Here is a 19,760-nt window from a genome sequence, read left to right on the forward strand (position 1 = left end):
GGCAGTGTGCCTCGCCGGGTCAGCGTGGGACGTGCATGAGCGAGACGTGCACCGTCGCGGGGTCACCAGGGTCCACGAGGACGTACCGCCACCAGCTCGGGTTGTCCGGGTCCACCGCGTCGCACGAGCGTGACTCGGACGAGACCGGCAGGGCGCCCAGCACCGGCTCGTGCGTGGGGTTGAGGGTGACCGCCGGCAGCGAGCCGCCGAGGCCGCCCGAGCTGCAGAACTCCTCGACCTGGCTGCGGGCCAGCTGGAAGCTGACGGCGTAGGCCTCGTCGGCGTCCTCGACCTCGACGACGTCCAGTGACGCGGCCGTCGCCCCGGAGGGAAGGGCGAGACCCGCCCGGCCCAGAGCCTCGGCAGGGTCCGTCGCCACGTCAGAGCTCGAGGAGGCGCCGCTGCTGCGGTCGGTGCCCGGGGCATCGGTCGAGCAAGCCGCGAGCGCGAGGAGAGTGAGGGTGACGACGGCGAACGGGCGAAGGCTCATGAGACCTCTCCTGACGTGGTCTGCGGGGACGAGTTCCCGTACATCGTGTACTCCCGAGCCAGCCCGGCACGGTGCAGCTCGGCGAGCTGCGCGTCGGTGACCTCGATCCCGAGGATGTCGACACCCTTCCCTTTGTCCCAGTTGTACTGGTCCCGGTAGTTGACGGTCCTCTCCGTCTCGTACCGGTAGGGCCCACCAGGCGTCTCCGGCGGGTAGACGGTGATCTGTCCGGTCTGGTTGTAGCTCATCCCGCCGGTGGCGAAGAACCAGTTCTTGCTCTCATCCTCGCCCAGGTAGTGCCCCGCCCATGGGGTGTTCACCGGGTAGGTCACCGGCTCGGTGATCCCGTCGGCACGCGCCTGGTCGACGGCCTCCTGAGCCAGCTGGTCGGTCTGGGTGTCGACCTGCGCCTGGAAGCTCTCCACGTCCTCCAGCATCGCGTCGACATCCTGCTCCAACGGGTCTCCGGAGTTTCCCAGGAAGTGCTGCAGGTTCCGGGACGCATCCGGCCAGGCACCGGCCAGCGCCAGGGCGCCCGCCTCTGCCGCGTACTTGGTGGCGAAGTCCTTGGGGCTGGCCCACTCCGAGTCGTACTCACCGGCACCCTGGTCGGGAGGAGACCACTTCGGTGGTTCGGGTTGCTCGTCCAGATCGGTCCCGGGGACGGGCTCACCGAGTCCCTTGGGCGGCGGGCTGCCACCGTCGGTCCCGTCCGAGCCCTCGCCGCTGCTACCTCGTCGGTCGACGCTCGTACGCCCACGGTCCTGTCGGGCGCCCTCGGCCTCGCGAGCGTGGTCGTCAGGACCAGCGTCGGTCGGCGGAGGCAGGGCCGCAGCGACCGTCGCGGCGAGCGGGCTCGCGGCCGACGCCGCAGAAACCCCGTGCGGCGCCGCTGCTCCGGCGTGGGCGGCGCTGCCGTCGTCCTGCTGCTGTGCCTCCTCTTGCAGGCGTCGACCGAATGCACCCAGTGCGTCACCAGCGGCGACGATCTGACCGCGTGCGTGCTGCCAGTCGACCGACATGCGGTCGAGGTCGGGTCCTGCCCACGAACCAGCCAGCACCTCGATCATGCCCGTTCCGGAGCTCTCGACCTCGCGCATCCGGCCCGCCAGTGTCACCAGCTGGCTGCCGGTGCTCCTGAGCGCGGCCGTGTCTGCGCCATGCGTGACCGGAGCCATCTCCACTACCCCCATGGTTGTCAGTCTCGGGCAACACGTGCTCGTCGGGAGGCTAGCCGTGCCCTGGCGTGCGCGCGATGGGTAGCGCTCCCCACCACCAGCATGGTCGCCTCGGGAGGTGCGCCGGCGACGCGGCACGATGGAGGCATGAGCACCCAGCGGTGGCGAGCAGCACGCGAGCGCGTGCAGCCACGCCTGGACGAGCTCGCCGCGCGCCGGGACGCGCTGCGGCAGAGGGTGACCGACCGCGCGACGACCGCGGTGGAGGCATCCCCGGCGCCGGTGCGGACCGCCCTTCGCCTGGGGATCGCCACCGTTCGGGACGCGATGAAGGACCGGGTGCCCGGGCTGGCCGCCGAGGTCGCCCTCTTCACCCTCATCTCGCTGCCGGCGCTGGTGCTCGTCGTCCTCGGCTCGCTCGGCTACGTCGCCGAGGCGCTCGGAGAGGACGGCCAGGAGGAGCTGGAGCGGCTGGTCTTCACCGTGCCGAGCGCGGCGATGTCCGACTCCACCTACGCCGCCTACGAGTCGCTGGTCCGCCCGGTGCTGGAGTCGGGGCGGGTCGACGTCATCGGCATCGGGCTGCTGCTCGGCCTGTGGACCGGCTCGCGCGCGATGAACCGCATCCTCGAGACGATCACCATCGCCTACGATCTGCCGCCGCGCGCCAGCCGCGGCCGCACCCGGCTGCTGGCGCTGGGCCTGACCGTGGCCGGCCTGCTCGGTGCGGTGACGATCCTGCCGCTGCTCGTCCTGGGGCCGCGGCTGATCCGCGCGCTCGCCCCTGACGGCATCGCCGACGCCACCCTGCAGCTCCTCGACTGGGCGTACTGGCCAGCGATGGGCGCACTGGTCATCGCCGCTCTGGCCACGCTCTACCACGTCGGGGTGCCCTGGCAGACCCCGTGGCGTCGCGACCTGCCCGGGGCCGTGCTGGCGATGGCGCTCTGGCTGGCCGCGGCGGCCGGGCTGCGCGCGTACCTCTTCTTCGAGGGCAGCAGCATCGAGGGCGGCGAGCAGGTCTACCAGCAGCTCGGCACTCCGATCGCCGTCGTGCTGTGGCTGTGGGTCTCGGCGATCGCGGTGCTGCTCGGGGCCGAGCTCAACGCCGAGATCGAGAAGGAGTGGCCGACCCGCACGACCGACTCCTCGGTGGCAGGGTGAGGTCATGGCTCCTTCGCTGACCACCGTCCTGCAGCGCGCCGTCGACGACGGCACCGTCCCCGGAGCGGTCGCCCTGCTCTCCCGCGACGGGCAGCGCGAGCTCGTCGCCGTCGGGCGGATGGCGCTCGACGGGCCGCCGATGCGCGCGGACGCGGTCATGCAGGTCCAGTCGATGACGAAGGCGGTGACCGCCGTCGCCGCCCTCCGCCTCGTCGAGCAGGGGCGGCTCGACCTCGACGAGCCGGTCGCGCGGTGGCTGCCCGAGCTCGCCGAACCGCGGGTGCTGGCGCGCCACGACGGGCCGCTGGAGGAGACCGTGGCCGCCGCGCGGCCGATCACCGTGCGCCACCTGCTCACCTGCACCAGCGGCCTGGGCATCGTCGACCCGACCAGCCCGCTGGGCGCAGCCATGCAGGAGGCCGGGCTGGAGGCCGGGGCCGAGCCGCCGCCGGTCGGCGCCGACGAGTGGCTGGCCGCGCTCGCCGATCTGCCGCTGGTGGGGCAGCCGGGCGAGGTGTGGCGCTACCACCACTCCTTCGCCGTACTCGGGGTGCTGCTCTCCCGGGTCGTCGACCGCCCGCTGGGCGAGCACCTGCGCGCGGATGTCTTCGACCCGCTCGGCATGCCCGACACCGGCTTCTGGGTGCCGCAGGACGACCTCGAGCGGCTGCCCGCCGCCTACCGCCACGAGCCGGGCGGGCTGGTCGAGACGATGCCGCTGCACGGCGGCTTCTACGCCGGGCCGGCCCCCTTCGACGTCAGCCACGGGGAGCTCGTCTCGACGGCCTCGGACTACGCCACCTTCGCGCAGATGCTCGCCGGCGGCGGCATGGGTGGCGGGCGGCGCTATCTCTCCCGGGAGTCGGTGGCGATGATGACCAGCGACCAGGTCGATGCCGCGCTGAAGACGCCGGAGAGCTTCCCGTACGGGCCGGGCTTCTGGGATGGGATGGGCTGGGGCTTCGGCGTCGGGGTGCAGACGTCCGGGCCGCACGCGGGCCGGTTCGGCTGGTCCGGTGGGCAGGGCAGCGACGTGTGGGTCGATCCCCGCGGCACCCTCGCGGTGCTGCTCACCCAGGTCGAGATGGGACCGGAGGTCATGGGGCTCTTCATCGAGATCCAGGAGCTCGGCTGACCCGTCCGGGCGCCACTCCTAGGGTGAGCGCATGCGCGCTGTGGTGATCGACGAGGTCGGGGTCGAGCCGACGGTCCAGGACGTACCGGACCCGACGTGCCCGCCGGGCGGGGCCGTCCTCGATGTTGCGGCGACCGGCGTGTGCCGCTCGGACTGGCACGTGCTCGCCGGCCACGACCCGGTGACCCTGCCGCACGTGCCGGGGCACGAGTTGGTCGGCACGATCCGTGAGGTCGGCGAGGGCGTGACCCGGTGGCGCGTCGGCGACCGGGTGACCACCCCCTTCGTCTGCGGGTGCGGACGCTGCGCGCTCTGTGCGGCGGGGGAAAGCCAGGTGTGCCCGGATCAGCGGCAGCCCGGCTTCAGCGACTGGGGCTCGTACGCCGAGCAGGTCGCGCTGCATGCCGCCGACCACAACATCGTCGCCGTGCCGGAGACGATGCGCGACGAGACCGCAGCCGCGCTCGGCTGCCGCTTCGCCACATCCTACCGGGCGGTGGCCCAGCACGGCGGGGTGCGTGCGGATCAGTGGGTGGCGGTGCACGGCGCGGGCGGCGCGGGGCTGTCCGCGGTGCTCGTGGCGAAGGCGCTCGGCGCGCGTGCCGTCGTAGTCGACCTCGCACCGGCGGCTCTGGAACGCGCCACCGCGCTCGGAGTCGACGCCGCCATCGACGGACGCGGGCTGGACCCGGCCGCGATCGCTGCGGCGGTGCACGAGGTGACGGACGGTGGGGCGCACGTGTCCATCGACGCCTTCGGGTCGCCCGCCGCGGCTACGGCATCCGTGCTGTCGCTGCGCCGCCGCGGACGGCACGTCCAGGTCGGCCTGCTCTTCGGCGACGCGGCGCAGATCCCGCTGCCGATGGACCGGATCATCGCCTGGGAGCTGGCCGTCCACGGAAGCCACGGCCTCGCCGCCGCCGACTACCCGGTGATGCTGGATCTCGTGACGCGTGCCGGCATCGACCTCGACACCCTCGTCGGCCGGGTCGTCGGGCTGGACGAGGCTCCGGCCGCGCTGGCCTCGCTCGGTGAGACACCCGCCAGCGCTGGCGTCACCGTCATCCGTCCCTGAACTCTTGCGTCCGGGCTGCATCTCGAGGCTAGGCACATCCCCCTTCGGGTGCCTCCGTCGGTGCGTCACCTCATGAGCCAGAGGCCTGCGACTTGAGGGGGAGACGACTTTGGGACGGAAGTGGCTTGGGGAGCGGGCAAGCCTGACCGGCGCAGTGCCAGCCGTGCGCCCTGGTCCGCCACACGGGGCACCGACGTAGGCGCGCGGACGCGCTGCCCGGCGGCTCTGGCCGGCGTGACCGGCGACGTCTCGATGCGACACGCTACAGATGTATGCAGTGAAGACTAGACAGCCGGATAGGTTGCGATCTCATGGATCCGGTGACTAACCCCTACGCCCCTGGTGCGGGTCAGCGCCCGCCCGAGCTCGCCGGTCGCGACGACCAGCTGGACACCTTCGCGGTCGTGCTCAAGCGGGTCGCGGCCGGGCGCCCGGATCGTTCGCTCGTGCTCACCGGTCTGCGCGGGGTCGGCAAGACCGTGCTGCTCAACCAGCTCCGCTCGGCGGCGGTGCGGGCGAAGTGGGGGACCGGCAAGCTCGAGGCCAGGCCGGATCAGCGGCTGCGGCGCCCGCTGGCCGGCGCGCTGCACCAGGCGGTGCGCGAGCTCGGGCACACCCGGGACGAGGAGGTCGAGCACGTCCTCGGGGTGATCAAGTCCTTCGTGCAGCGCGACGCCGCGCCCGGTACCAAGCTGCGCGACCAGTGGAACCCCGGCATCGATGCACCTGCCGTCAAGGGCCGCGCCGACTCTGGTGACATCGAGATCGACCTCGTCGAGCTGCTCACCGACGTCGGTGGGCTGGCCGCCGACCTCGGCCGCGGGGTGGCGGTCTTCATCGACGAGATGCAGGACCTCGGGGCGGACGACGTCTCGGCGCTGTGCGCGGCCTGCCACGAGATCAGCCAGTCGGGGCTGCCGGTGATCGTCGTCGGGGCCGGGCTGCCGCACCTGCCCGCGGTGCTGTCGGCGAGCAAGTCGTACTCCGAGCGGCTCTTCCGCTACGTGCTCATCGACCGGCTGCCGCGGGAGATGGCCGAGCGGGCGCTGACTCTGCCCGCCTCGGACGAGGGCGCGGAGTACGAGCCGGCCGCGCTGGAGGCGCTCTACGCGGCGACCGGCGGCTACCCCTACTTCATCCAGGCCTACGGGAAGTCGGTGTGGGACAAGGCCCCTCGCTCACCGATCACCCCCGACGACGTCACCGTGGCGGCACCGGAGGCTGAAGCGGAGCTCGCCGTCGGCTTCTTTGGCTCTCGCTACGAGCGGGCGACGCCGGGGGAGCGTGAGTACCTGCGGGCGATGGCCGACGTGGCTGCCGACATCGCCGAGAAGGGGGAGGAACCGCTCGACGAGATCCAGTCCGTCGCCACCTCCGAGGTCGCCACCCACCTCGGCAAGAAGCCCCAGTCCCTCTCGCCCGCGCGCGACGCCCTGCTCAAGAAGGGCCTCATCTACTCCGGGGAGCGGGGGCGTATCGCCTTCACCGTCCCCCACTTCGGGCGGTACCTGCGCGAGCAGACGTGATACAGGTGGCGCGAGATCGACCTCAGCCCCAGTCCTTCGCCGCGGCGCGCAGCGATGACCGGTCGAACGTGGTGCCACAGTGCTCCGATAGAAGCTTGAGCAGCTCGCTCTCCTCGCGACTCACCCGACCTTCGACCGCAGCGGCGAGGAGGGCCCCGTCGTAGATGTGCTCACGCGCTCCCTTCGCCTCCGCGATCTTCGTCAGCACCAGATCTCGATCGACCTGGATCGTGTCCCGGACCGCTCCGAGCGCGTCGAGCTCGGGGGCATGCTCTCCGGCCATCTTGGTCAGCCAGTAGTTCGTTCCCGCAGTGAGCGGGATGCCCACCACAGGCACGGAGAACTTGATGAGGTTCCGCTGCAGGAGGTATCTCCCCACGACCGGCAAGCTCCTGACCGACTGCAGGACCGCGCCGCTGAAGACCTTCCTGACCAGCGGGCGTACGAAGGCTGGCGCGGCCTTGACAGCGACCCCGCTCGTTGCTTCGCCTGCCTTGATCGCGAACGTGATCCGGATGAACTTCCACAGGTCCTCGGGATCCTCCAGATCTAGTGGGATCCCGTAGAGCGCCGCGATGTCGTACGCCAACCGCAGCTGAAGCTGCGAGGTGAAGGTCAGATCTACCGCGAAGCTCGTCGCGCCGGCAGGCACTGTCAGAGCCGAGGCTCCACCTCCTGAACCGATTCGGCTTGCTGCCCAGGGCTTCTCGCTCGTCGGTGGCATCGGCGAGTGGCAGGACCAGTGGCGGATGACCTACGTCCGCGGCCCCGAGGGGATCATCGTCGCGCTCGCGGAGCGGCTCACCTGATCGTCGGTGCCTGACCGCCAGCATCTGCCCGGGTGAGTTGGCGCCGATGGCCGCCGAGACGTCCTCGGCGGAGGCGGTGTCGAGCCCGAGGTCCCGGAAGACCGCCGCGTTGTTCACCCACCCGGTCAGCGGCGCCAGGTCCTCCGCGAGCTCCGCGGCCTGCACCGCAGCAGCAGGATCCGCAGCATCGGCACGAAGGTGGTGGACCCGCGAGTGGTCGTGGTCGCTTGGGCTCGGGTCGAGGACGACGACGTGTCCGTCGTGGGCGAGATGCGCGGCGACCTCCCGCCCCACCCCGCCGGAGCCGCCGGTGACGACCACGGAGCGCTCCTGGCCGGTAGAAAGGTCTGTCGCTGAGGTCACCCGCCCAGGCTAGGAGCTGCCACCGCCCGACGGTGTCGGTGAGCGGGGCAGGATGGACCCATGCCCGCCCCCTTCACCGGCATCCCGCACGCCGCCACCGACTTCTACGCCGGGCTCGAGCTCGACAACACCAAGGCGTACTGGGACGCCCACCGCGAGGCCTACCAGCGCGACGTCCGCGAGCCGATGACGGCGCTGCTCGCCGAGCTCGACGACTACGGCGAGGCCAAGCTCTTCCGCCCCAACCGGGACGTGCGCTTCTCGGCGGACAAGAGCCCGTACAAGACCCACCAGGGCGGCTACATCCCGGCCGCCGACGCCACCGGTTGGTACGTCGAGGTGTCGGCCGACGGCTTCAAGATCGGGGGCGGCTGCTACCGGCTCGACCCGCCGCGGCTCACGGCGCTGCGCGCCGCCATCGACGCCCCGAGCACCGGCCAGGAGCTGCAGCGGGTCACCGACCGGCTCCGCGAGCAGGGCTGGTCCATCGACGGCGACCAGGTCAAGACGACCCCGCGGGGCTGGAGCGTCGACCACCCCCGCATCGAGCTGCTGCGGCACAAGACGCTCAGCGCCTCGGTCTGGATCGACGACGGCGACATCGTCACCACCGAGCGCCTCGTCGGTGAGGTGCGCGAGCGCTTCGAGCAGGTCCGGCCGCTCGTGGAGATCATCGCCGCCACCGCCCGCTGAGAGGGCAGTGCTCCCCATGGTGGGCCGGCGATCCCCGGCATAGCGTCACGGCCATGACGAGTGACAGCACCGCCAGGTGCCGGACCATCCGCCCACCGCGACCCAGCGCCGCCGGGATGCCGACGGCCACGCGGCGGGCGGCCGCGCTGTCCACGCTCGCCCTGTCGGCCCCCGTGCTGCTGGCCGCGTGCGGCACGAGCGGCCCTGCCGAGCCGGCCGGCACGATCACCGTGACGGCCACGGACTGGAGCGGCTGGCGGACCCCATCTCCCTCGCCCCCGACCTCGGGCACCGCGAGCAGCGCCAGCACCCCCGACGGCCCGACCGAGGTCGAGCTGCCGGCGAGCGAGGGCGCTTCGGTCGACGTGGAGACCCTCACCGGGGAGCTCACCATCACCGTCACCGACGTCGACGACGACGAGGTCGAGCTGGAGACCAGCCAGGGCATGTCGCTGAAGGGAGAGGGCGGGATCAGCCTCACCGACGTGCCGGACGAGTTCACCCTCGCGGCCGGGGAGACCCTCGCTCTCTCCACCCCGACGATGGACGCGGGCACCACCGTCGAGCTCACCTGGGAGCAGCCCGGCGCCACCTCCTAGCGGCGCACCCGCGACAGGAACGCCCGGGTCCGCTCCTGCTGCGGGTCGCCGATGACCTGCTCGGCCGTCCCCGACTCGTGCACCGTCCCGGCGTGCAGGAAGCACACGTGGTCGGCGACGTCTCGGGCGAAGTCGATCTCGTGGGTGTTGAGCAGCATGGTCATCCCCTCGCTGCGCAGCCGCCCCAGCAGCTCGAGCACCTCGCCGACGAGCTCGGGGTCCAGCGCCGAGGTCACCTCGTCCAGCAGCAGCAGCCGCGGCCGGTTGACCAGCGCCCGGGCGATCGCCACCCGTTGCTGCTGGCCACCGGAGAGGTCGTCCGGACGGGCGTGCGCCTTCTCTGCCAGGCCCACGTCGGCCAGCGCCGCGTGCGCCCGCTCTTCTGCCTCCCCCTTCGCCACCTTGTGCACCTTGCGCGGCGCCAGGGTGACGTTCTCCAGCACCGACAGGTGCGGGAAGAGGTTGTAGCTCTGGAAGACCAGCCCCATCGTCGAGCGCACCTCGTCGGCGTCCACCCGCGGGTCGGTGATCTCCTGCCCGTCGACCTCGATCACCCCGTCGTCGACGACCTCGAGCAGGTTGGCGCAGCGCAGCAGCGTCGACTTGCCCGACCCCGAGGCGCCGATGAGCACGACGCACTGCCCGGCCTCCACCGACAGCGACACGTCCCGCAGCACGACGTGGTCGCCGAAGGACTTGCGCACCCCGCGCATCTCCAGCAGCGCCATCAGAGCATCCCGCCCGCACCGTGGAAGCCCTGTCGCCGGGCGAAGGCATCGGTCAACCTGGCCATCGGCACGGTGAGGCAGATGAAGAGCACCCCGGCGACAACGTACGGCGTGTAGTTGAAGTCGCTGGCCGTCTCGATCTGCGCCGCCCGGATCGCGTCGACGACACCGAGCACGGCGATGAGCCCGGAGTCCTTCTGCAGCGACACGAGGTCGTTCATCAGCGGCGGCAGCACCCGGCGCCAGGCCTGCGGCAGCACGACATGCCGCAGCGTCTGCGCGTGGCTCAGCCCGAGCGAGCGGGAGGCCAGCCGCTGGCTGGCGTGCACCGACTCGATGCCGGCGCGGAAGACCTCGGCCACGTAGGCGGAGTAGCTGAGCACCAGCGCGCTGGCTCCCCAGAAGAGCGCCGACGTGGGCAGCCCCTGCAGCTCCAGCGCCGGCCCGCCGAAGCCGAGCAGGAAGAGCACGAGCAGCAGCGGCAGCCCGCGGAAGGTGTCGACGTAGGCGGTGCCGAGCAGCCGCAGCGGGAAGGCCACCGGCCCCCGCAGCGTCCGCGCGATCGCCACGGTGAGGCTGACCAGCAGGATGAGCAGCGCGCACAGCACGGTCACCCGGATGTTCAGCCACAGCCCGTCGAGCACCGCCGGGAAGGAGTCGACCGCCTTGTCCCAGGAGAAGTAGGTCTCCTGCACCCGCGGCCAGCCCGGCGAGCTGACCACGGCCAGCGCGGCGCCGCCGACGACGACGATCGTGCTGACCGCGGCGATCGCCGCGCTGCGGATGGTCTGCTTGCGCCGGTAGGCCTCCCGCTCGCGCTCGTGCGCCGAGGGCTCCCAGGCGTCGGTGCCCGGCTCAGAGGTGCTGGTGCTCACGACAGCTCGGGCGCGCCCTGCTCGGTGAGCCACTCCTGCTGCAGCTCCTCGAGCGTGCCGTCCTCGCGCAGCGCGTCCACGGCCTGGGTCACGCAACCGGTGAGCGGGCTGTCCTTCGCCAGCACCGCGCCGAACTGCTCCGGCTGCTCCTCGGCCGGCAGCTGGCCGACGATGACGCCGTCGTCGAGCTGGGCCGCGGTCATGTAGTAGGCGGTCGGCAGGTCGACGACGATCCCGTCGATCTGCCCGTTCTTCAGCGCCTGCACGGCCTGGTCGTTGGTGTCGTAGGTCGACGGGTCGGGGCCGGGCTGGATGGTGTCGGTGATCGCGGTGTAGCTCGTCGTGCCGACCTGCGCGCCCAGCGTGCTCTCGGCCAGCTCGTCCACGCTGGTGACGTCGGCCAGCGGGGAGCCCTCGGTGGTGACCACGGTCTGGCGCACGTCGTAGTAGCCGGAGGAGAAGTCCACGGACTGCTTGCGCTCGTCGCTGATCGAGACCTGGTTGAGGTCGAGGTCGAAGTCCTTGTCGCCGGGGGCCACCACCGTGTTGAAGGTGGCCGTGGTCCAGGTGACCTCGTCCTCGGCGAAGCCCAGCTCCTCGGCGATGGCGAAGGCGACCGCCGACTCGTAGCCCTCGCCGTTGCTCGGCTCGTTGTCGACGAACCACGGCTCGTAGGCCGGGTCGTCGGTGGCCACCGTCAGGGTGCCCTCCTCGAGAGTCTCCAACGACTCCTTCGAGCAGTCCTGCGACGCGGACGACGAGGTCTCGGACTCCTCGGCGGGAGCGGTGCAGCCGGCGGCCAGCAGGCCGCCGAGGGAGAGCAGGGCGAGGGTGGATCGGGTGGCGCGCACAGGGACTCCATCGGGGGTGAAGGGGGTCGAACCCGCCCCATTATTCGTGCCCCCGCCCGCATCCGTCTGCGGGGTCTCGGATGTCGGCCCTCGGGTCAGCCCGAGGGGGTCGTGGGCTGCAGCACCGCCTCGGCCAGCGCCTGCGACCGCAGGTGCGTGACCTGCTGGTACTCGGGGTCGGCGACCATCTCGCTGAAGGCGCGCCGGGTCGGGTAGCGCACCAGCAGCACCGCGTCCCACGCCTGGCCGTCCTCGGCGACCAGCGGGCTCGACCCGTCGCCGGAGTAGACCACCTCGCCGCCGTAGCGCGGCAGGAAGGTGGTGGTCACCGCCTCGGCGTAGCGGGCGTAGCTCTCCTGCCCGCCGTCGCGGAAGCGCAGCAGGTTGAGCATCACCACCGGCTCGTCGGGTCGGTCGGCCAGGAAGGCCTTGAGGTCGGCTCCGGTCGGGTCGATCGCCATGACCCGACCCTGCCATCCGGGCCCGCGCCGGGACAACGGGTGCCTATGCTGCCGTGGCGTCCGCTGCGGGCGCCCGTCCGTCCGTTCGCCGTCCCCCAACCCCTCGAGGTCCCCGTGCCCGTCCCCCGCCCCTTCGCCGAGGTCTGGCCGGCCGCCGAGCCGATCGACGGCTGGCTGACCCGCGACCAGGCCCAGGTGCTGCACGAGCAGGCGGCCCGGGTCGCCCCCGGGCTCGTCGTCGAGATCGGCAACCACCTCGGCCGCTCCACCGTCGTGCTCGGCGCCAGCGGCGCCGAGGTGGCGGCCATCGACCCCTTCCCCTCGGGCTGGAAGTACGGCGGCGAGGACACCGCGGCCCGCTTCGCCGCGAACCTGCGCACGGCCGCTGTGCACGACGCGGTCACCCAGCACCCGCGGCCGAGCACCGACGTGCTCGCGGACTGGGAGACGCCGATCCGGATGCTCTACGTCGACGGCAAGCACGACGCCCGCTCGTGCCTGCAGGACCTCGGCTGGACCCGGCACCTCGGGCGGGGCGACCGCTTCCTGGTGCACGACGCCTTCACCTCGGTGGGGGTGACCCTGGCGCTGCTGTGGTGGCTGGTCACCGACCGTCGCTCGCGCTACCTGGGGCGTACCGGCAGCCTGGCGCTGTACGAGATGACCCGGCCCACCGTCACCGACCGGGCGCGGGTGCTGGGCGAGCTGCCGTGGTTCGCCCGCAACCTGCTCGTGAAGGTGCTGCTGCGGCTGCGGCAGCGTCGGCTGGCCCGGCTGCTCGGGCACACCATCGCCGCCGACCCCTACTGAGAAGCCCGGGTCACTCCAGCCCGAGCGCCCACCCCAGGTGGTGCCGGGCCGCGACGCCCCAGTCCGCCAGCGAGGCGCGCGGCGCGTCCCGCACCGCGCCGAACCAGGTCTCGGCCCGCCCGACCGCCCAGACGATCGAGACGTCGTCCCACAGCCGCCGCACGTCGGCCAGGTCGAGGTCGCCCTCCCAGCCCTCGACGTAGGCCTCGAGCACGGTGTCGGCGACCACCTCGGGCTGCTCCTCGATCATCGCCTGCGGCACCCGCAGCACCTCCAGCGCGCACCCCCAGAGGGCGTCGCCGAAGTCGAAGACCCGCAGGTCGTCGTCGACGATGAGCACGTTGTTCGGGTGCAGGTCGCCGTGCTGCAGGGACAGCGGCAGCCCGGCCTCGGTGATCGCGGCCGCAGCCTCCACCACCCGGTCGCGTCGTCCGGCGAAGGCCTGCTCCTCGCGCCCGGTGAGGTAGGAGGGGTGCGTCGGCGGCAGCGAGCGCAGCCCGGCGAGCAGCGCGTCGAAGCGCTCCGGCGCGCTCGCCGGTGGCCGGTCCGGCAGCCCGGTCGTCAGCAGCCGCTCGCGGTGCTCGCGCAGCCGGCGCTGCAGCCGAGCCGAGTCGCGCACCACCCGGGCCCAGTCGACGGTCGTCGGTGGCCGGGTCGCCGCCAGGGTCTGGCCGCGGTCGCGGGTGAGGATCCAGCCGCGCTCGGGGTCGGTCCCGAGGGGCCGGTCCACCTCGGCCGGGGCGAGCTCCGCCAGGGCCAGGTGCAGCGCCGGCTCGAAGGCCATCGACGGGCAGCCCGCCTTGAACCAGGCCGGTCCGTCGGCGGTGGGGGCGACGAGCTGGGTCGACCAGGGCCGCACCCGGGTCTGCTCGATCTCACCGTCGACCGTGAGCCCGTGCTCGGCGAGGCGGTCGCCGATCCAGGTCCGCGCCTGCTCCAGCCACGCCTGGGTCGCCACCTCCTCGACGAAGGGCGTCGGCGTGGGCTGCTCCGCGTCGGACGTGCTCGGGGACATCCGGTCAACCTACCTGCACGCACGTGGCGGCGATCACAGATAAGGTAAGCCTGCCCTTGCCTTCAGCCGAGAGTTCAATGCCATGGACGAGAGCCCACGACGTCGCGGTCTGCGTGAGCCTGTCACCGACCTGCACCCCACCGACGAACGCACCTGCCCCGAGGGCCCGGCTCCGCCGCTGGCGGCCCTGCTGGAGCGCACGGCGCTGTCGGTGGCCCGGCGGCTCGCCCGCGGCGCCGGACGATGCAGCCTCGTCGCCTACCGCGAGGACCCGGGCCGCAGCCACGTCGCCCTGGCGCACGGGCTGTGCTCCACCGGCGAGGTCGCGGTCGCGCTCGCCGGCGCCCGCCCGTGCGGGCTGGGCGAGGGCCACCCCGAGGTCCGGCTGCGGGTGGACCAGCTGAGCGCGCACCACGAGCTGCGGGCGGCCATGGCCAGCCTGCACGCCCTGGGCCGGCTGCGCCTCGTCGGCCCGGACGAGGCGGCCGCGATGATCGTCGCCCACGTGCTGCCCCCGGCGGTCGAGGCTGCGGCGGCCGCCGGGGCCCGGGTGGCGCTGGTCGCCACCGAGCGGGTCCTCGTGCACGGTCCGCTGGGGATCGACGCCTACGCCCCGCAGCAGCTGGCCGGTCAGGGCTGCTTCCCGACCGTCGAGCAGGAGTGGGCGGTGGTCGAGGTGGTCGAGCGCCGTGGCGAGGCCTGGGCGCGGGCCCGGGTCACCGAGGTGCTGGCCGGGAGCAGGGCAGGTCGTCGCGGTGACCAGCGACCCCTGCCGGAGGTGGTCGCCCACCTGGCCGGCCGGGTGCTGCTCGCCGACGTGGACTCGGCGGCGCTCACCTGGCTCGTGCTGGACGCGACGTCGATCCGGACGGTGGTGCTCCCCTTCGCCGAGCCGGTGCGCACGCCCGGCGAGCTCGAGGCGGCCCTGGACTCGCTGACCTGATCCGAACCGACCCGGCCTGATCTGCCCGCCGTCCCTTCGCCCGGGGAACCGGACCGGATCCGCTCACGTCACACTGTCGTGGACCGGTCGCGGGGAAGGGGATCTGGGATGAGGCAGGGACGAGGTGCGCGCTCGCGCGCCAGGGCGGCCGTGACGCTCGGCCGCGCGGCGCTGGTCGCGGTGCTGGTGGCGCTGCTGCAGGTCGGCGGCCTGGCCGCACCGACCTGGGCGTGCGCCTGCGGCGGGCTGGAGCCCCTGGCCGACGGTGGCCCGGTGGTCATCGACGGGGAGACCGCGCTGGTGCGTCACGACGGGCAGACCGAGGACATCCTGCTCTCCTTCGACATGGCCACCGACTCAGAGTCGGCGGCCCTCATCCTGCCGCTGCCGGCCCGGGCCCAGCTCTCCCTCGCCGACACCGACACCTTCGAGGACCTCTACGAGCGCACCCGCCCCGAGGTCGTCGAGCGCACCCGCTGGCGCGGTCTCGGGATGCCCGGCTTCGGCATGTCGGGGGACGGCTCCGGAGGCGCCCAGGTCGGCAGCGGGGTGGACGTCCTCGAGCAGCGCGAGCTCGGCCCCTTCACCGTCACCCAGCTGACCTCGGACGACGCCGGCGCGGTCACCGACTGGCTCGGCGAGCACGACTACCGGGTGCGGGAGCCGGTCGTCGAGGCGACCCAGCCCTACCTCGACGAGGGCTGGGTGATCGCCGCGATCCAGCTCTCCCCCGGAGCCGAGGCGGACGGCTTCGACGGCGGGCTGCAGCCGGTCCGGGCGAGCTTCCCCAGCGACGAGATGGTCTACCCGATGCGGATGCAGGCCGAGGCCGAGCGCAGCCTGCCGGTGCGGATCTACACCCTCACCGAGCACCGCACCGTGCCGGCCCTCGGCGACGTCGAGCCCGAGCTGAAGTTCGCCGGAGACATCTCCGGGGACGTCACAGATGGTACGACCCTGGCCGAGCTGACCGACGGCGCCGGCTACCTCACCCGGCACGACCTCACGGTCCGGCCCGAGGACGCGACGACCGACATGACCTTCGCCGCCGACTCCACCGACGCGCCGTACCGGGAGCAGGTCGTGCACTGGCAGGACGCGCCGTGGGTGCTGCGGCTCTTCATCCCCTCGGCCGGCACCTTCCTCGCCTGGGCGGTCATCGTGCCGGTGCTGGCGGTCCCGACCCTGCTGGTGGTGATGCTGCGGCGCGCCTGGCGGGCCGGTCAGGGCCCCGGCTGAGCGGACGGCGAGAGGCCCGGCCCCCGACGGGGACCGGGCCTCTGGTCACGAGTGCTGACCGCTCACTGCTCCGGCTCGTCCTCCTGCGCCGCCTGACCGGCGGCTGCCGGCCGCTCCGCTGCGCGGGCGGCGCGAGCCTTGGACTCCACCTTCTCCAGGACCCGGGCGGCGGTCTCCCGGCCACCCAGACCGAAGGCGAGCGCCGCGGCGACCGCGGACCCGACGACCAGCGAGCCGAAGGCCAGCTCGATGATCGAGTCGGCGACGCCCATGTAGGTCAGGCCCATCGCGGCGAAGAGGATGATCGTCGCCCACCGGACCACCTGACCGGCGATCCCGGTGATCGCCCGGGCCAGCAGCCCGGCGACGTAGAAGCCGGCGGCGATGATCGCCCCGCCGAAGAGCACCCGGCCACCGAGGGCGAGCACCTCGGAGAGGAAGGTGGTGATCTGCGGGAAGCCCAGCATCTGCGCGGCCATCACCGAGAAGAACAGGACGATGGCGACCTGGGCGATCTTCGTGATCGTCGGGACCGCGCTGGACCCCTCGGGCAGCACCTCGGCCTCGCGCAGCGCCTTGTCGACCCGGACCCCGGAGAGGATCTGGCCCAGCAGGTCGCCGGCGAAGCGGGCGATGACGACGCCGATGCCGAGGATGATCGCCGCGGCGACGATGCTCGGCAGCGCGTCGAAGATCGTCGTGAGCATCTGCTCGGCCGGCCGCGAGATCGAGGAGATCCCGAGGATCTGCAGGGCCGCGATGGCCACGACGATCATGATCAGCGCGTAGACGATCGTCGCGATCGTCGACCCGATCGACGGACCGTCGCCCTGGCCGCCCGAGGGGCCCTGCGCCGACTGGCCCTGCGGCGGAGCGGGCTGACCCGACGGCGGGGCGGGCTGGCCGGACGGCGGGCCGCCGCGCAGGTCGGTGGCACCGGCCACCCGCTGCGAGGCGGAACCGGCGATCTTGCCAAGGTCCACGGTGGCCAGGCTGGTCTCGATGAGCTGACGCACGATCTTCGCGATGAGTGCGCCGATGAAGAAGACGAAGGCGGCACCGATGAGGTTGGGCAGGTAGCCCAGCACGGTGTCGAGCATCGAGGTGATCGGGCTGAGCACCTGGTCCAGGCTGAAGACCTGGAGCACGGCGACCAGGCCGAGCAGCCAGACGAGCAACGAGGCGATGCTGCCGATCGAGCTCCCCAGCGTCTGTCCGTCGCTGCCGGTGCGCTGCAGCGCCGGGATCCGGGTGACCAGCTTGGCGACGGCCCACCGGACCGCCATGGCGATGAGCCAGGTGACCACCAGGATCGCGATGACGGTCACCGCGTTGATGGCCATCTCGGCCCAGTTGATGTCCTCGAACGAGTCCACGAGATTCCTCCCCTTCGACTGTGGCGTCAGGTCGTGAAGCACCTCCACCATGCCCGCCGAGGCGCATCTGTGCAGGTCAGAGCCAGGTCACCGGTTCGCAACGACTGGTCCGGCCGGGCTCGAGGGCTCAGCCGGCCAGGCTCGGAGGGTGTGGCTCGGAGGGTGTGGCTCGGGGGGCCGGGCTCACGGTGCCGGGCGCAGCAGCTCCCGGGTGATCCCGGCGATGTCGGGGACGCCGACCAGGCCCATCGTCAGGTCGAGCTCGGCGATCACCGCGTCGATCACCGCGGCCACCCCGGCGGCCCCGTCGAGGGCCAGGCCGTAGACGTGCGGGCGACCGAGCAGGGCGGCGTCCGCGCCGAGGGCGAGGGCGACGAAGAGGTCGGCGCCGGTGCGCACCCCGCTGTCCAGCAGCAGCGTGGCCTCGGGCCCGACCGCCTCACGGATGGTGACCAGGGCGTCCAGGGCGGCGATCGACCGGTCCACCTGCCGGCCGCCGTGGTTCGACACAACGAGCGCGTCCACCCCGCTGTCCAGGGCGCGGCGGGCGTCGTCCTCGTGCAGCACGCCCTTGAGCACGATCGGCAGCCGGGTGCGCTCGCGCAGCGTCGCCAGGTGCTCCCAGGACAGCGCCGGGTTGGAGTAGATGTCGAGGAAGGTCTCCACCGCCGCCCGCGGCTCGGGGGAGCGCAGGTTGTCCAGGGTGCGTCCCGGGTGGGCGCGGGAGATCGAGAGCAGCGCGGCGGCCGCCCCGGCCACCCCGCGGGCCAGGCGCAGCGGTCGGCGCGGGTCGAGCCCGAGGCCGGCGGCGCCACCGGACGTGCTGGCCGCGAGGCGCTCGCGGACCAGCTCCATGAAGCGGGGGTCGGAGGTGTACTGGGCGATGCCCTGGCCACGGGCGAAGGGGAGCGAGCCGAGGTCGAGGTCCTGGGTGCGCCAGCCGAGCATGGTGGTGTCCAGGGTGACGACGAGCGCCTGCGCGCCGGCCGCCTCGGCCCGGCCGATCATCGAGTCGACGAGACCCTCGTCGCTGGACCAGTAGAGCTGGTACCAGAAGGGCGTGCCGGCCATCGCCGACGCGGTCTGCTCCATCGGGCAGCCGCCCTGGCTGCTGAAGACGTAGGGGATGCCGGCGGTGTGCGCGCCCTCGGCGATCCGCACGTCGGCGTCCGGAGCGACCAGGGCCGCGGCGCCCACCGGGGCGAGCATGAGCGGGGCCGCCAGGTCGGTCCCGAGCACGGTCGTCGACAGGTCGCGGCGGTCGGTGCCGTGCAGCACCCGGGGCACGACCTGCCATCGGTCGAAGGCGGCCCGGTTGGCGTCCACCGTGGTCCCGGTGCCGGCGCCGCCGGCGACGTAGGCCCACGCCCGTCGGCTCATCGCCCGTCGGGCGCGGCGCTCCAGGGCGTCGGTGTCGGTGGGCACCCGGGGGGTGAGCCCGAGGGTGCCGGGGCGGTAGATGGCGTCCTGGGCGGCCCGTCCAGCGCCGCGCGACCCGTCGTTGTTACCCATGAGTCACAACGTAGCGCCTCTGTCCACCCGGCGTGCGTCGCGCAGCATCTCGGGGTCGTGGGCGTTGACGACGAGCAGCCCCGGCTCGTCCCGGGCGATGAGCTCGGCGATCCGTCGGTGGTTCTGCTCGACCCGGTCGCGGTCGATGGCCATCGAGCGCTCCATGGTGCGCAGCAGCCACGGCGTGCTGCCGCCCTCGGTGACCTGCGAGCGGTGGTAGAAGGCATCGCCGACGTGCAGCACCCACCGGCCGCCGGCGTCGACGGCGACCGCGGCGTGACCACGGCTGTGCCCGGGCAGGGCGATGAGCACGACCCCGGGCAGCACCTCCTGGGCGGCGCCGAGCCCCCACCAGGCGTCGCCGTCCGGGGTGTGCTCGACGAGCGTCGGGTGGTGGGCGAGCTGGGCGGGGCGGTAGCGCGCCCGCTCCCCGGCGGTCTGCGGGGTGGCCGCGGCGGCCCGCTCGGCGGCGGTGACGTGCACCCGGGCCCAGGGGAAGTCGGCGATGCCGCCGACGTGGTCCGGGTCGAGGTGGGTGAGCACGATGTCGCGGACGTCGCGGGGGTGGTAGCCGGCGTCGCGGACCTGGTGGACGGCGGTCTGCGCGGCGGTGAGCACCGGCCGCATCAGGGTGCGGTTGCCGCCGAGCCGGACCACCGGTCGGTCGATGTCGTGCATGCCGTAGCCGGAGTCGACGAGCACCAGGCCCTCGTCCCGCTCGACGAGCAGCACGTGGCAGGGCAGCCCGCCCCGGACGAAGGGGGGTCGCATCGTGCCGCAGTCGAGGTGCCGGACGCTCATGCACCCATCTTGCCCGAGCCGCCTCGCGGGGCCCCCTCCCGTCCCCGCCGCCCGGGCACCAGGGGAGGGTGGTGGGGCGGCGGGGTGCCCCTCAGGGGGAAGGGGCTGCTCCGGGGG

21 protein-coding genes and 1 pseudogene are annotated in these 19,760 nt (G+C 72.9%); 10 read left to right on the plus strand and 12 right to left on the minus strand.

Going from position 1 to position 19,760, the window contains the following annotated elements; genetic code table 11:
* Window positions 1-19: 19 nt before the first annotated feature.
* Both BJY28_RS06030 and BJY28_RS06035 read right to left on the minus strand, forming a co-directional pair.
* Complete coding sequence (locus BJY28_RS06030; RefSeq protein WP_179462198.1) at window positions 20-490, minus strand: hypothetical protein; 471 nt, start codon at window positions 488-490, stop codon at window positions 20-22.
* Window positions 487-1,590 (minus strand): hypothetical protein, encoded by a 1,104-nt coding sequence (locus BJY28_RS06035; protein WP_179462199.1) that lies wholly within the window; start codon window positions 1,588-1,590, stop codon window positions 487-489. Before BJY28_RS06035 ends, BJY28_RS06030 begins: the two co-directional genes overlap by 4 nt.
* Window positions 1,591-1,815: 225 nt before the next feature.
* Here BJY28_RS06035 and BJY28_RS06040 point away from each other — a divergent pair, with 225 nt between their 5' ends.
* The 4 genes from BJY28_RS06040 (at window position 1,816) to BJY28_RS06055 (ending at window position 6,568) form a co-directional block, all read left to right on the plus strand.
* The gene (locus BJY28_RS06040; RefSeq protein WP_179462200.1) at window positions 1,816-2,832 is read left to right on the plus strand and encodes a YihY/virulence factor BrkB family protein; all 1,017 of its coding nucleotides are present in this window, start codon (window positions 1,816-1,818) and stop codon (window positions 2,830-2,832) included.
* 4 nt (window positions 2,833-2,836) lie between these two features.
* A complete protein-coding gene (locus tag BJY28_RS06045; protein ID WP_179462201.1) occupies window positions 2,837-3,967 on the plus strand; it encodes a serine hydrolase domain-containing protein in 1,131 nt (376 codons plus the stop codon).
* 31 nt (window positions 3,968-3,998) lie between these two features.
* A complete protein-coding gene (locus BJY28_RS06050; protein ID WP_179462202.1) occupies window positions 3,999-5,042 on the plus strand; it encodes a zinc-dependent alcohol dehydrogenase family protein in 1,044 nt (347 codons plus the stop codon).
* Between the two features lie 311 nt (window positions 5,043-5,353).
* Complete coding sequence (locus tag BJY28_RS06055; RefSeq protein ID WP_179462203.1) at window positions 5,354-6,568, plus strand: ATP-binding protein; 1,215 nt, start codon at window positions 5,354-5,356, stop codon at window positions 6,566-6,568.
* A gap of 22 nt (window positions 6,569-6,590) precedes the next feature.
* Here BJY28_RS06055 and BJY28_RS06060 read toward each other — a convergent pair whose 3' ends face one another.
* Window positions 6,591-7,157: a hypothetical protein gene (locus BJY28_RS06060; protein WP_179462204.1), complete on the minus strand. Its 567-nt coding sequence runs from the start codon at window positions 7,155-7,157 to the stop codon at window positions 6,591-6,593.
* A gap of 19 nt (window positions 7,158-7,176) precedes the next feature.
* Between BJY28_RS06060 and BJY28_RS16795 the strand changes: the two genes are divergently transcribed.
* On the plus strand, window positions 7,177-7,377 hold the full coding sequence (locus BJY28_RS16795; RefSeq protein WP_343037177.1) for a VOC family protein: 201 nt from the start codon (window positions 7,177-7,179) through the stop codon (window positions 7,375-7,377).
* A gap of 21 nt (window positions 7,378-7,398) precedes the next feature.
* On the opposite strand, the pseudogene BJY28_RS06070 reads toward BJY28_RS16795, so the two are convergent.
* A pseudogene (locus BJY28_RS06070) lies at window positions 7,399-7,740 on the minus strand (SDR family NAD(P)-dependent oxidoreductase); the annotation flags it as partial.
* Between the two features lie 60 nt (window positions 7,741-7,800).
* Here BJY28_RS06070 and BJY28_RS06075 point away from each other — a divergent pair.
* Together BJY28_RS06075 and BJY28_RS06080 are read left to right on the plus strand one after the other, a co-directional pair.
* Entirely contained in the window at window positions 7,801-8,433 is a 633-nt protein-coding gene (locus tag BJY28_RS06075; protein WP_179462205.1) for a DUF2461 domain-containing protein, read from the plus strand.
* Between the two features lie 53 nt (window positions 8,434-8,486).
* Window positions 8,487-9,032 (plus strand): hypothetical protein, encoded by a 546-nt coding sequence (locus BJY28_RS06080; RefSeq protein ID WP_179462206.1) that lies wholly within the window; start codon window positions 8,487-8,489, stop codon window positions 9,030-9,032.
* On the opposite strand, the gene BJY28_RS06085 is transcribed toward BJY28_RS06080, so the two are convergent.
* The 4 genes from BJY28_RS06085 to BJY28_RS06100 form a co-directional block, all read right to left on the minus strand.
* A complete protein-coding gene (locus BJY28_RS06085) occupies window positions 9,029-9,760 on the minus strand; it encodes an amino acid ABC transporter ATP-binding protein (protein ID WP_179462207.1) in 732 nt (243 codons plus the stop codon). The two genes, BJY28_RS06080 and BJY28_RS06085, sit on opposite strands and share 4 nt — an antisense overlap.
* Window positions 9,760-10,635 carry an ABC transporter permease subunit gene (locus BJY28_RS06090; RefSeq protein WP_179462208.1) on the minus strand — a complete coding sequence of 292 codons (876 nt, stop codon included), beginning with the start codon at window positions 10,633-10,635 and terminating at the stop codon, window positions 9,760-9,762. The genes BJY28_RS06085 and BJY28_RS06090 overlap by 1 nt, the downstream gene beginning before the upstream one ends.
* Complete coding sequence (locus tag BJY28_RS06095) at window positions 10,632-11,486, minus strand: transporter substrate-binding domain-containing protein (RefSeq protein WP_179462209.1); 855 nt, start codon at window positions 11,484-11,486, stop codon at window positions 10,632-10,634. Before BJY28_RS06095 ends, BJY28_RS06090 begins: the two co-directional genes overlap by 4 nt.
* Window positions 11,487-11,581: 95 nt before the next feature.
* Entirely contained in the window at window positions 11,582-11,947 is a 366-nt protein-coding gene (locus BJY28_RS06100; protein ID WP_179462210.1) for a DUF1330 domain-containing protein, read from the minus strand.
* A gap of 114 nt (window positions 11,948-12,061) precedes the next feature.
* Between BJY28_RS06100 and BJY28_RS06105 the strand changes: the two genes are divergently transcribed.
* Window positions 12,062-12,757: a class I SAM-dependent methyltransferase gene (locus BJY28_RS06105; RefSeq protein ID WP_179462211.1), complete on the plus strand. Its 696-nt coding sequence runs from the start codon at window positions 12,062-12,064 to the stop codon at window positions 12,755-12,757.
* A gap of 10 nt (window positions 12,758-12,767) precedes the next feature.
* Here BJY28_RS06105 and BJY28_RS06110 read toward each other — a convergent pair whose 3' ends face one another.
* The gene (locus BJY28_RS06110) at window positions 12,768-13,772 is read right to left on the minus strand and encodes a phosphotransferase (RefSeq protein ID WP_179462212.1); all 1,005 of its coding nucleotides are present in this window, start codon (window positions 13,770-13,772) and stop codon (window positions 12,768-12,770) included.
* Window positions 13,773-13,854: 82 nt separating this feature from the next.
* Between BJY28_RS06110 and BJY28_RS06115 the strand changes: the two genes are divergently transcribed.
* On the plus strand, window positions 13,855-14,715 hold the full coding sequence (locus tag BJY28_RS06115) for a hypothetical protein (protein ID WP_179462213.1): 861 nt from the start codon (window positions 13,855-13,857) through the stop codon (window positions 14,713-14,715).
* Between the two features lie 108 nt (window positions 14,716-14,823).
* Window positions 14,824-15,954: a DUF2330 domain-containing protein gene (locus tag BJY28_RS06120; protein WP_179462214.1), complete on the plus strand. Its 1,131-nt coding sequence runs from the start codon at window positions 14,824-14,826 to the stop codon at window positions 15,952-15,954.
* 62 nt (window positions 15,955-16,016) lie between these two features.
* Here BJY28_RS06120 and BJY28_RS06125 read toward each other — a convergent pair whose 3' ends face one another.
* From BJY28_RS06125 to BJY28_RS06135, 3 genes are all read right to left on the minus strand, one after another.
* Entirely contained in the window at window positions 16,017-17,330 is a 1,314-nt protein-coding gene (locus BJY28_RS06125) for a mechanosensitive ion channel (RefSeq protein ID WP_179462215.1), read from the minus strand.
* A 183-nt stretch (window positions 17,331-17,513) separates the two neighbouring features.
* Entirely contained in the window at window positions 17,514-18,842 is a 1,329-nt protein-coding gene (locus BJY28_RS06130) for an alpha-hydroxy-acid oxidizing protein (protein WP_179462216.1), read from the minus strand.
* A gap of 3 nt (window positions 18,843-18,845) precedes the next feature.
* Window positions 18,846-19,643 carry an MBL fold metallo-hydrolase gene (locus BJY28_RS06135; protein ID WP_179462217.1) on the minus strand — a complete coding sequence of 266 codons (798 nt, stop codon included), beginning with the start codon at window positions 19,641-19,643 and terminating at the stop codon, window positions 18,846-18,848.
* Window positions 19,644-19,760 lie beyond the last annotated feature (117 nt).

This window comes from Janibacter alkaliphilus, assembly GCF_013408565.1.
In the GTDB taxonomy this organism is placed as follows: Bacteria; Actinomycetota; Actinomycetes; order Actinomycetales; family Dermatophilaceae; genus Janibacter; species Janibacter alkaliphilus.